Consider the following 12635-nt stretch of genomic DNA (forward strand, 5'->3'; position numbering starts at 1 on the left):
TAGTCACCTCTCATTCCCTAAAACCGGCCATCTTGGGAGGTATATTTTTAACCTTAAACCAAAAACCCATATGAAACCAACGTTTATGAGCAAAATGTTTACTCATTTGCTTACACTTTTGCTTTTGGCCAGTCTAAATCTCGCCTATGCACAAGATGTGAGTGAATATGAAGAAAAGGGACTGTTCCGGCATTTCAGACAGTTCAGTGAAGCCCCGGCATTTCAGAGTCCGGAATCATTTGTAAAGGAATATTATAAGGCAAATGTGGACTACGGTATCAAAGTACTGGATGTAGAAACAGATAACCTGGGGATCACACATTACCGGCTGCAACAAACGCTAAGCAATGCCGTGGTCGCTAACTCTATGTTGATCCTGCATGTGAGAGACAGCAAAGTGATCAGCGCAAATGGCGAGTGGTACAGACGCCTGCCGGCATCATTGAAACAATCACCGGCTATTTCTGAAGAGTTAGCCTTAAGCAAGGCACTACAGAAGGTGGATGCCAAAACCTATATCTGGCAAACCGAGGAGGCCAAAGAGGTGAAGGCTGGCAAGCGCAGTAACCACAGGAATATCAACTACGACCAACCCGAAGGTGAACTGGTGTATATTACCATCAACAACGAATTGGATGCAAGTAAACTAACTCTTGCCTACCGGTTCGATGTATTTGCGGTTGAGCCATACACAGAGCAAAATGTCTACGTTGATGCCGGTAGCGGGGAAATTATATTCGAGGAGTCGCTTATTCACGATGCGCTGGTAAACGGCACCGCCAATACGGGTTACTACGGAGCTAAATCCATTACGGTAGATCAAAGTGGTGGCTACTACTATGCCCGTCAAACAGGAAATCGCAACTTCCAGTTGTACAACAACAACAGCCCTTATTACAGTACGTCCTCAACCTTTTCAGGAACAGGAAATGCCAAGTATTACATCGATGTATACTGGGGTGCGGAAGTAACGTGGGACTTCTTAAAAGAAAAATTTGGGCGTAATGGCTATGATAATGCCGGCTCCAAGATCAACCTGGTGGTAAATAATCCACAGGTCAATAACAATGCCTATTGGCAAAATGGTACCGCTTCTTTTGGAAATAGCAGTAGCGGTACGCCATTTACTCCTTTGGATGTAGTGGGTCATGAGATCGCTCATGGTGTAACAGGCACTTCGGCACGACTTATTTATCAGGGAGAGTCAGGCGCTCTTAATGAAGCTTTCAGCGATATATTCGGCACTTATGCGGAGCACTATGCCAATGTAGGGGATAAATGGACTGTGGGTGAGAATATCTCTTTCCAGCGGTCTATGAGCAACCCCAACCGTTATCGTCAGCCCGATACTTACAAAGGCACCTACTGGGCGCCTACCAACGGAGGTGATAACGGTGGAGTGCATACCAACAGTGGCGTACTTAACTATTGGTATTATCTTACCGCACAGGGCGGAAGTGGCACCAACGACAACGGTCAGTCTTTCAGCGTAAGCGGTGTTGGCATTGAAAAGGCGGCACAAATTGCCTACAGAGCGCTGACGAGGTATCTCACCTCTAACTCGGGCTATTCTGCAGCCAGAACGGCAGTGATCAATGCTGCACGTGATCTTTACGGCAATGGCTCATGTGAGGAGGCAGCCGCAACGGATGCCATGCGGGCGGTGGGCGTAGGCAGCGCCTTTAGCGGTAATTGTGGCAATACTACCTGCGCTGCCCTCACAGGGCTGTCTGCAAGTCAGATATCCACCACCGGAGCTACTATAAGTTGGAATGGCGTCTCCGGTGTAAACAGCTATACTTTGGAGTATAAAACCGCCGGCAGCAGTACCTATACAACACTAACAGTAAATGGAACCAGCCGGACGTTGACGGGTCTCACACCGGGCACAACCTACAATGTCAGAGCCAGATATACCTGTAGCAACGGCTCCGTAGCAGAATATGCAACTATCAATTTCACCACCGGGAGTGACAATCAGAATTGTAATGCCGTAACCGGACTTTCTGTCAGCAGCGTCACACAAACATCGGCATCGGTTTCCTGGAATGGCGTTTCCGGGGTTTCTTCTTATACTTTAGAGTATAAGGCTTCAAGCGCATCTTCTTATACCAGCCAAACAGTTAATGGCACCTCTTTCGGTCTTACAGGCTTAACTGCCGGCACGGCATACGATGTCAGGGTGCGCTATACCTGTAGCAACGGCCAGCCATCGGCATACGCCAATACTACATTCACCACAGACACTGATGGAGGAGGCGGTTGTGACGGCCTGCCGGTGTGGAACCACAACGCTTACTATTATGCCGGAGATCAGGTGGTATACAACAATAAGATCTATGAAGCGCTGTATAATATTTACTACTGGCCTCCCACTTCCGCTTACTGGAAAGAGGTTGGTCCCTGTGATGGCGGTGGCGCATGTAGCGCTGTTACCGGACTTGTAGCGACACAAATTACCAGTAATTCTGCGCAGATATCCTGGAACGCTGTGGACGGTGTTTCAAGCTACAGATTCGGATATAAGCGAAGCTCAGGATCAACCTGGACAACGGAAACAGTGAGTTCAAATACCGAACCTTTTACCGGGCTTGCAGCAGGTATTTCCTATGATGTAAGGATCAACTATACCTGCTCCAACGGGCAGACAGCACCGTATGCCACGGTAACCTTCACCACAGAAAGCGGTGATACCGGAGGCTGTAGTGGTGTGCCACCCTATGAAAGCGGTAGGGTATACTCGGCAGGCGACCGGGTGGTTTACCAGGGTTACCTGTATGAAGCTCAAATAAGTGGTATCTATTGGCCTCCGAACTATGGCTGGTGGACCAATCTTGGGCCTTGTACAGGAGGATACTCCTCATTTGCAGCGGGTGATCCCTCAATGAGCCCGGACCTGGAGGTTTATCCGAACCCGGCGCTGGATCATGTAAATGTAAAATACATGAACAGAAGAAGAACAAGGCATGGCCAGGTGCGCATTATCAATGGCATTGGAGCTACTGTCTATCATCAGGATGTAGACTTGCAGGAAGGTATGAATGAGATAGGGGTTAGTCTTAAATCAGTACAGGCCGGGGTTTATATCCTTGAGATAGATGGAGAAAAGAGAAGGCTGGTCGTACAACAAGAATAGATGAATTCGGTTTGAACAGTTGTTAGATTAAATTAGGTAGGAGGCCCGTCAGGAATGACGGGCCTCTGTTTTTTTTTATTCCAGCGAGAAGCAGTAAATGTTGCCATCGTTACACCCGAATAATATTGATTGCCCCACCATTACAGGAGCCGAGTAGGCGCCTTTGGGCATCTGCACTTTAGCGATCAATTTACCTTTCGCGCGATCTACTATCCATAAGCCTCCCGGATCATTGGGCTTATAAATAGGGCCGGAAGTAAAGATCACCTTGTCTTTCGTAACCACAGGTTTGGCGTAGATATTCTGTCCTGCATTGAAGTCCCACAGCAATTGTCCTGTAATGGGATCGAGAGCCAGTATTTTATGGTTATCGGACCCGCCCAAATACAGTTTGTTGTCATATATTACCGGGTCACCGATCACCCACCCGCCATTGGATTCTATGTATGTCCACTCCTTTTCACCAGAGTCGGTTCGGAGCACATTGAGAACAAAATTTCTGGCGCCAAAAAACAAGAGGTCCTGGAAAATGACAAACTCAGAGGCAATACCACCAAATGTAGAATAAGGCTTATCAAAGGAATAGGTCTTTTTCTTCCACAGGTATTTATCCTGCTTCAAATCACGGCAATAGACCACACCATTCCAGTCTCCAAAATAGAGCCTGTTATCTTGTACAATAGGCGTTGACCGTATAGGCGAAGCATTGTCAGTATTGATCTTAAGCCTGATTTTTCCCGTTTTGGTATCAAAGCCATAAAGCGTGCCACTGCTTGATCCCACGTAAATAATACCTTCATGGAGAGTGCCGGAGGGACGTTTATCATCATAAGGGTCTATTTGGTTGGCATACAAAGTGTCGGCAGGATCATATATCCATAGTTTTTTACCTGAAGCGGGATTAAGTGCATAAAAAATATTGCCGGACTCGAAAAATAAAATGCCCTCAGCAATGATCGCTTTCGAGCGGATTTTACCGGCAGTATGCAATCTCCATTTTTCATTGCCCTCCAGGTCCACGGCATAGAAGTTGCCGTCTTCACTCCCAAAATAGATCAGGTCATTATAAACAACCGGAGAGGAGATGACCTTATCTCCCGTTTTGAATTTCCACTTTAATGAGGGTGTCTGACCTGTAGCCGCCAGGCTATAACATAAAAAAAGAAATACAATGTATTGGATGTACAGCTTCATAAGTTTAACTTTTTGTTATTGGAAAGATCAAGTATAAAATGAAATCTGCTGCTAAGCGCTTTTAAAGCACTTCCAAAAACTTGTCAAAACCTTTGCACGTATTGAAATGGAGTATTTTTGATGCATGGAACCGGAGAAAAGATATATCGAGGCCTGTAAAGAGGCTATTTTGACCAAAATGGATTGGTCGGAGAAGGTGGACATTGTTCAGCGTGACTTTGAATACCTCAGCGACTCGATCTATGAGAAGACAAAGGTACGCCTGAGTGCAGCCACCCTCCGGAGGATCTGGATGAACCAGTACCAGAGCCTGCCCCAGGTAAAGACTTTGGATGCGTTGGCGGAGTTTATCGGATATGGCAACTGGCAGCAATTCACCAGGGCAGCCCAGCAACAGGATCAAACTACTCCGGCAAAGACCATCTGGGAGCTGGTGAAATTACCGGCATTGTTGATCCTGCTTGCGGCATTGGTATCTTTTGCCCTTATCGCTTTGTTGCCAAACAGCAATCCACTGCCGGATGGTATGGTTAGCCTGGACCCTGCCGAGGATATTCATGATGGTGTTCCCGCTACCATAGGTTTTAATTATGACATCAGTGAAGTTGAAAACAAAGAGGTTTTTATCGAGCTTTCGTGGAATCCTTACGAAAGAACAAAACTAGATTCGGAGCATCATTTTTATACCGGAGTATACTACTATCCGGATTACCACTGGTCCAAATTGATTGTTGATGATTCTATACTGGTGAAAAAGCCCGTGTATGTCACCACCAAAGGCTGGCATGGTTTGCTAATGCAGTCTGATTATGATATTACTCCAGTCTATATTGATCCGGCAGATTTTATTGGTGATGGTAAATTGCAGATGACTGCAGACTTGCTGCATAAATATGAGGCAAAAGATGTTAACGTCTATTATCCTGTGTTCACTTTATCAAATCCGCTGCTGGAAGCGCTCGATGGTGATAATTTCACTCTTGAAGCTCGCTTTTCGTTGCTTCCGGGGCAGGAAAAGTTGCTTTGTAAGCATATGTATGTGCTGATAAAAGCAGAAAACGGAACAGTCGCGCTTCCGGTTAGCCAGCAAGGTTGCTATGGAGAAACTTCTTTGCTATTCAGCGATAAACGCATGCCAGGTAAATTAAATGACCTCTCCCGGTTATCGGCCGACATCAGTACGACCCAGGAACTTAGGTTACGGGTGAAAAATAAACAAGTGGTGGTGAAAATAGGAGACAACGAGCCATTTACATTTGATTATTCAACAGCTATGGGCAAGCTGAAAGTGCTCAAATTTGTTTTTAGAGGCTTTGGAGAGGTTAGTGGGGTCAGACTAACGGACAGTAAAGGAAAGGTGATCTTGAATAACGGCTTTGCGGAAGTGATGTGAGAATGTAATTCCCAATTAAGCGTATCGAATGGAACTTAAGGCTCAGTCCCCCGCCCCAATTGAGGAGATCCCTGATATTCTTGGTAAGGAAATTATGAGTGAGTGTATTAAGAGCGCCTGAGGATTGTAAATTAGGCTTACTCACCCATACCTGATAGTCATGCTCATGAATAAAGTTGAAAAAATGCTAAGTTTGGCTTTTAGGCGTGGAGAAATATCACCTTACCGGGAAAATACAAAATAAATCATATTGCTATATATAATTCTGGATTTAGTAGTCATTGCTAGCGGAGTTCTGGGCTGCTTTATAAGCATAGCACTATTAACTACCCCGTTCTACAAAAGTAAGGCAAACGCCTACCTGTCTTTCTCTATACTAATACTGGTTGCCATAACCTTGTTGGGTTGGTACGGAGCCGAAGGGGGTATTTTTGAATTCCTGCAAGGCATAATGTGGGAGTTTCTGGTAGCAGCAACCCTGTTTCATTATTTTCTGATTCATATTCAACACGAATATCTAAAGCGAAGCTGGCTAAAATGGCTATACTTTCCTTTTATAATTGCCGTGCTCATAGATACCTTTCTGGGCTTTGATTTTATCTTCAACCTCTATGATTCTTCCTTTGACATAGAAGATACGGCTGTTGAAGTGACCTATGCTTTAGAAGCCGCTTTTTCCCTGGCATATAATATTATTTTAATCCTCTGGAGCAGGCGTTTGATCAAGCATTCGCAAACCATCTCTAAAGAGAAAAAGCACTGGCTGTTAAGATTAAATCTGTTTATCATAATCATCATCCTGATATGGTTACTATCAGATGTTGAAGATTTTCTGCTCAATTCCGAGCTTTCCTCAGATTTGCTGTGGTTGGTGCTTTCCTTCTTGTCATGGTGGGTACTATACTATGGCGTGTTTAGGTTGCAAATAATAGTTCAAAAGGATGAAATACACCAGCGCCTGATTGCTGGAGAGACTACAGGTACTTTTGAAAAAAAGAAGAAAGCCCAGGCCACCACTTCAAGGGTTATTGAGCAACTGTACAAATTAATGGATGAAGATGAACTGTATAAAGATCCTCTTCTAAGCCGGTACGATCTGGCAAAGCAGCTTAACATCAGCGAGGGCCACCTGTCCCAGATTATAAACCAGGAAATCAATAAAAGTACGATCCAGTTTGTGAACGAATACCGGATAGGGTTGGCCAAAAAATTGTTGCAAGATTCGGAATTCTATAAATATTCGATTGAGGCCATTGGTATGGAAGCCGGCTTTAAATCTAAAAGCGTTTTCTATAACATCTTTAAAACAGCCACCGGTATGTCACCGGGAGCTTACAGAAAGCTCCGGGAAAAGTCCTGATTTGTTCAAATCTGTTGTTTTGGGACGCCTATCACACATAAAGTGACTTTTGTTTGTTTGAGGCCTTATACTTTTGAGACTCATTCAAAAAACAAAATAATGAAAAGAGCAATTTATTTTTTATTGGTTACAACCCTGGTAATGTCGGGTTGTAGAGAAGATGATGGTGATCCTGTTAATGTAACAGATGAAAAGAGCTTAACCCGTAGACTGGAAGATATTATAAATCATTCAGATCTTCCCGGCCTCACTGTGGGAATCGTCAAAAACGGTACTGCGGTTTATCAAAGAAGTTTTGGTGTTCAAAATATGGAAGAAAACATTGCATATACCAATCAAACTATCCAACCCATAGCGTCAATCAGCAAATCGTTTATTGGTGTAGCAGTCGTTAAATGCATCGAGTTAGGTTATTTTACTTTAGATACTCCAATAAATGACATTTTGACCGAAGATTTGGTCAATCCCAAAAATCCATCAGCCGAAATACTTGTAAAACACCTGGTCAATCATACGTCTGGTTTAGTAGATACCGATGATATCTATTTAACTTCCTACTATATTTTAAATGATCAGAGTATGTCATCAGCAGGTGCCGAAATGTTTCAGGATTACGGAGTTACACAGCGGGAGCCAAAAACATTGGAAGAATTCATAACTGCTTATTTCTATGAAGGAGGAAGCTATTATAGTCCGGATAATTTCGAGGATACCGAACCGGGAGAAAATGAGGATTATTCCAATGTTGGATCTTCATTGATGGCACATTTGATAGCAAAAGCCTCGGGCATGGACTACCGTAATTTTATGAGTACATATATATTTAACCCATTGGGCATGTACAACACTTCATTTGAGTACCAATTGCCCAATGATAATTATGCTACACTCTACTGGGATAAAGCTACACCTCTACCATTTTACGATCTCGAATCCTTTCCTGATGGCGGCATAAAAACGTCTAATGAAGATATAATGAAATATATGATAAACATGATAGCCGGAGCGAGAGGAGAGACGAATACATTGTTTAGTGAAGCGTATTATAAACTGTTGTTCACAAAAACGTCTTCAACCTATACCATATTTTGGGATATAGATCCCGGAGAAAATGCATTCGGTAGTCGGGGAGGGGATATTGGAACGACTACGGAACTACATTTTAGTGCCAAACATAACGTAGGCTTCTTCACGCTTAGCAATTATGACGCAGTCTCTACTGATAACCATGAAGAGCACTACGAAGAAGTTATAGATCAAATTAATGAGAGCATAAACATGTTTTTTGCAAATTAGTCTTTGCCACATGATCCCGTAAAGGACTCTGGCAATGCTCGTTAGTTAGTGTTTGTAAGAAAACTAAGTGGCTTTAAGAAAACATTACATGCTGATAGTCAGATGATAGCATCTTATTGCTCAGTTTGTAACTTTTGTGTCTATTGTGACTTTTTATAGCATATGTCTTACTTTTTTGTTCCCGAAAGCGTTAAAGCGTTCGGGATAACAAAAAAGTCAAGGCTGTGAGCAAATGGATAAATTTCAATGCCTGCGATGACAAATCACAAACTCACCCCGTGAAAAAATGGGGCTCAAACAGTGTGATTTATAACATGTACGTGTGGCATTGAAATTCTTAGAATAGATTATTTCTTAAATTGAGTATTGCTGGTAGAGGGTAAAATGGCCATTAACTGACATTACCTCAGCAAGAATCGGGTTTATTCTACAGGTGCTCAGTGGTAATTTTGAATAAAAATTAAGGTTATGGAAGATTATAATAGAGTAGCAAACGCCATTGAATACATCAAAGATAATTTTAAGACACAGCCTTCATTGGACGAGGTGGCTGATGCAGTACACCTTAGCCCGTTCCACTTTCAACGCATGTTTAAAGAGTGGGCAGGTGTAAGCCCGAAGAAGTTTTTACAATTTGTGAGTCTGGGCCATGCCAAGAAGCTATTGTTGGACCAGCATTCACTTCTGGATACGTCATTTGAAACCGGTTTATCAGGGAGCAGCCGACTGCACGACCTGTTCATTTCTATAGAAGGGATGACCCCTGGTGAGTTTAAAAACAAGGGAAAAGACCTGGTCATTAACTATAGCATTGCCACCAGCCTGTTCGGTGAAGTACTTATTGCCTCTACACCTAAAGGTATCTGCCACCTTTCCTTTATTGAAGCCAGAGCACATGCATTGCCGCTCCTGGAGGGTGAATTCCCGTCAGCACAATTCAGAAATACGGTTGATGAGCTTCAGAACAACGCATTACAGGTGTTTTACACCGGACAAAATGATTTGAAGGAAGTGAAACTGCACTTGAAAGGAACCCCATTTCAGTTGAAAGTATGGGAGGCATTGCTTAAGATACCATCAGGAAGAGCAGCCACCTATACCAATATAGCCAACACCATCCGGCACCCGAAAGCAGTACGAGCCGTAGGCAGCGCTGTCGGAGCCAATCCGGTAGCCTACCTCATACCCTGTCACAGAGTTATCCGCTCTACAGGGGTTATTGGAGACTACCACTGGGGTACTACCAGGAAAACGGCTATACTTGGCTGGGAGTCGTGCAAGGGGAGTGAGTCGGTAGTCGGTAATCAGTAAGCGGTAATCAGTAATCAGTGGTCTGTGGTTGGTAATCGGTGGTTAGTGAGAGCCTGGTATCGTGTGGGTAACCAGTCTCCAACAAACCACGTATGTTAATCTCCTCCCGGGAGGAGATACAGAGGTGGGTGTAAGAAACACAGAAATGCGAAGTTCAACGCTTTGACCTCTGCGCTCCGCGCCACACCTCATATGCTTTTTTCATACAATGTCCACATGGCCGGTATGAATGTGCCAGGGCCTCCTCCTCATCTTTAAAGAAGACCCTGTTCTCTATTTTCATCCGCTTTCCAGATGAACAGTCAAGACAGCCATATATCTTGAGCCGGCTGTTACCTGCTAACGTAACTTGCCCCGTTCTGATCAAAACATATAAACACCTTGATCGCCTGAAAGAATGGCTGGAAATATCGTAGTGATGTAACATTTTGGCTACTGGCTGTTGGTCACCAATTACCGATTACCGATTTTTCAAACCTCCGCATCATGAAAAATAATACCAAGCGTATTTCTTTCCCCTGACCGGACCCGGCTAACCCCATGTTTCATATGCGCCCGATAGTAACCTTTGGCCCCCATTACTGGCCGGTATTGTGTAGCAAAGATTATGGCATCGCCAAGCTGAGGGGTGATCACTTCACAAGACGATTGAGACATGTACTTTTGCTCTGTAAGTACAAACTCACCACCTGTAAAATCCTTACCAGGCTGATTGAGGCAGATGACCAGTTGCAGAGGGAAGAAAACTTTCCCGTACAGGTCCTGGTGCAGGCAGTTGAAATCATCCTGGTGATACCTTAGTAAAAGTGGGGTGGCCAGTTTTTGCCCTGCTGTATGGCATTCTTCAATAAACTCTTCGTGCGATGCGGGATATTCTATGGAGATCTTTAAGGCTTTCATCCACATGTTAGCCAATGGCACAAGCGCTGCGTAGTACTTTTCACGAATATTGGTAATGAGACCCGGCAACGGATAGTTGAAATATTGGTATTCTCCCTTTCCAAACCGGTGCCGCTCCATCACTACCCGCTTTCTGAATAACCCCTTATTTTCATAAAGCGAGATCATTTCACCACACGCTTCTTTAGTTAACAAAGAGGGGATCAAAGCATATCCCCTCGTATTCAACTGGTTGTTTATTTTCTCTTCCATAATGTAAATGTCAACTTATTTCATTCTCTCACCCACCCGATACTTGCTAAGAAGATATCATAGCAAAAAACGGGTAGAAAGCCATTAGTCTACTTTCGATCTTTGTCTGAAAAAGGAGTATTATGAAGAAATTTAAAATTGTGCCGTTCAGCTCGATGTATGCTACCAGGATCAGAAAAGAGCGAGAGGATGATTACGGTAATGAAGTGTTGGAACAGCCGGCAACAGGATACGGTCCATGCAGGGTATCTTTAAAGCCATTCAAGCCCGGAGAAGACAGAAGGCTGTTGTTCAAACATTCGCCCTTTGAAAAGCCAAATGCTTTTGACCAGCCCGGACCGGTTTTCATTCACGCAGAGGAGGTTGAGCCTTACCAGGATATTTATCGTTTTCCTCCTGAGATAAAAGCAGATAGGGTAAATTTTCCATTAACCTTGATCGGATATTCCAGCGATCAGATGATGGCTTGTACCCAACTGGTCGGAGATCAGGATGTGGATGAACTCATCCGGGAAATATTTAAAGCTTACCCCCAGGTAGCCTATCTGCATGCCCGCAATGCAGAGGCAGGATGTTTTATATGTAAGATAGAGCGGGTTTAAGTTTTTTTAACAGATGAAGTCTTGTCTTACTAAGATCGGGTGCCAATAAATTTGACAATGAGAGATAATGATTTTAGCTTACCACTCTAATGATAATTGTCGGAAATCCATCCTCATGAAATGACCATAAGGCCAAATCATACCAACTGAGGATGAATAATCGGCAGTAGGCAGAAGCAGTAGGCAAAAAAGAGAGTCATGAGTACTTAGTCGCGAGTATTGAATAAGAGACGCAATATGAACCAAAAGCGAGATGCTCTGATCTCAATACTCAACACTAATATCTCAATACTAAATTATATACCCATGAAAGAAGATGACGACTCGTTAACACCTGAAGAAAAACTACAGCAGGAAAATAACCTGCTAAAGCTTAAACTAATGGCTGAGCATCAGGCCCAATTTCCAGAGCAGGATGAAAACCCGCTTAACCCGGAACAGGAAAATGCCTGGCTCAATTACATTTATAATTTCGAGGCGCTGCATAAAAACGCCAAAAAGATCAGCGTGTATGAGAGGATCGGGAGGCCGGAATTTCAGCGGGAGGAGGATCTTAATGATGAAATGATTGAAAAGGAACTGGACAGGCTGTATGAGGTGATGCACCAGCATTCGGTTGTGCTGGACTGCTGTTGTGAGTATGAGGCGAGAGTGATCTATAAATTCATCACGGAAGAGCTTTTTGAATATGAAATTGAAGACCTGGACGTGAAAATAGAGGGTATGTTCACTCATTTTATATATGAAGAGTTTTATCCCAACCATGATGACGACCTGAGAAGATATACGCATGAATTCCTGGAGGCCCTGCTGGAACGAAAGTGGAATAAGTATGACGAACACGTACTATGCCGCCACATACTTGACAAAGAAGGTGAAATAAGCGAGGAAGTATTGATAGAAAGGATCAAATTGTTTCAGCAGGCATGGGAAAGCTTCAAAGTGACAACGCGGGAAATTCTGAACGTACAATTTGATGAGGAAAAAGGGGAGGCAAAAGTAGATGTTTCGCTAAAATACGATGCTATTAAAAAGCAGAATGTAACTGTGTTTAATGGAAAGGCAAGTATCTACTTCGAGCAACAATATGGTTATTGGTGTATCAGGAAAATCGCTATTCCGGGTTTTAATACCCCTGGCTGAGCGCTGTTTCAACTCTTCCTATCCTTATAAAAAGTGGTCATCGGTACC

10 protein-coding genes are annotated in these 12635 nt (G+C 43.6%); 7 read left to right on the forward strand and 3 right to left on the reverse strand.

Features of this window, described 5'->3' with window-relative positions; translation table 11 throughout:
- Positions 1–70: 70 nt before the first annotated feature.
- Positions 71–3136 (forward strand): M4 family metallopeptidase, encoded by a 3066-nt coding sequence (locus tag C900_RS17025; protein WP_009581335.1) that lies wholly within the window; start codon positions 71–73, stop codon positions 3134–3136.
- Between the two features lie 75 nt (positions 3137–3211).
- Here the strand turns inward: C900_RS17025 and C900_RS17030 are convergent, their stop codons facing one another.
- Entirely contained in the window at positions 3212–4330 is a 1119-nt protein-coding gene (locus C900_RS17030) for an outer membrane protein assembly factor BamB family protein (protein WP_009581336.1), read from the reverse strand.
- Positions 4331–4454: 124 nt separating this feature from the next.
- On the opposite strand from C900_RS17030, the gene C900_RS17035 reads away from it, so the two are divergent.
- The 4 genes from C900_RS17035 (at position 4455) to C900_RS17050 (ending at position 9690) form a co-directional block, all read left to right on the forward strand.
- Entirely contained in the window at positions 4455–5723 is a 1269-nt protein-coding gene (locus tag C900_RS17035; protein WP_009581337.1) for a hypothetical protein, read from the forward strand.
- A 250-nt stretch (positions 5724–5973) separates the two neighbouring features.
- On the forward strand, positions 5974–7083 hold the full coding sequence (locus tag C900_RS17040) for a helix-turn-helix domain-containing protein (RefSeq protein ID WP_040496972.1): 1110 nt from the start codon (positions 5974–5976) through the stop codon (positions 7081–7083).
- Positions 7084–7182: 99 nt separating this feature from the next.
- Positions 7183–8379, forward strand: a complete 1197-nt coding sequence (locus tag C900_RS17045) for a serine hydrolase domain-containing protein (RefSeq protein ID WP_009581340.1) — start codon at positions 7183–7185, stop codon at positions 8377–8379.
- A 468-nt stretch (positions 8380–8847) separates the two neighbouring features.
- Positions 8848–9690 (forward strand): methylated-DNA--[protein]-cysteine S-methyltransferase, encoded by an 843-nt coding sequence (locus C900_RS17050; protein WP_009581343.1) that lies wholly within the window; start codon positions 8848–8850, stop codon positions 9688–9690.
- Positions 9691–9844: 154 nt separating this feature from the next.
- Here the strand turns inward: C900_RS17050 and C900_RS30865 are convergent, their stop codons facing one another.
- Together C900_RS30865 and C900_RS17055 are read right to left on the reverse strand one after the other, a co-directional pair.
- Positions 9845–10117: an Ada metal-binding domain-containing protein gene (locus C900_RS30865; RefSeq protein WP_083867516.1), complete on the reverse strand. Its 273-nt coding sequence runs from the start codon at positions 10115–10117 to the stop codon at positions 9845–9847.
- Positions 10118–10161: 44 nt separating this feature from the next.
- On the reverse strand, positions 10162–10842 hold the full coding sequence (locus C900_RS17055) for a 2OG-Fe(II) oxygenase (RefSeq protein WP_009581346.1): 681 nt from the start codon (positions 10840–10842) through the stop codon (positions 10162–10164).
- 122 nt (positions 10843–10964) lie between these two features.
- Between C900_RS17055 and C900_RS17060 the strand changes: the two genes are divergently transcribed.
- Entirely contained in the window at positions 10965–11444 is a 480-nt protein-coding gene (locus C900_RS17060) for a DUF1203 domain-containing protein (protein ID WP_009581347.1), read from the forward strand.
- A gap of 237 nt (positions 11445–11681) precedes the next feature.
- Positions 11682–12587, forward strand: coding sequence for a hypothetical protein (locus C900_RS17065; protein ID WP_009581348.1), 906 nt, complete (start codon positions 11682–11684; stop codon positions 12585–12587).
- The last annotated feature ends 48 nt before the right edge of the window (positions 12588–12635 follow it).

It is taken from the genome of Fulvivirga imtechensis AK7, assembly GCF_000331535.1.
Taxonomy (GTDB): Bacteria; Bacteroidota; Bacteroidia; order Cytophagales; family Cyclobacteriaceae; genus Fulvivirga; species Fulvivirga imtechensis.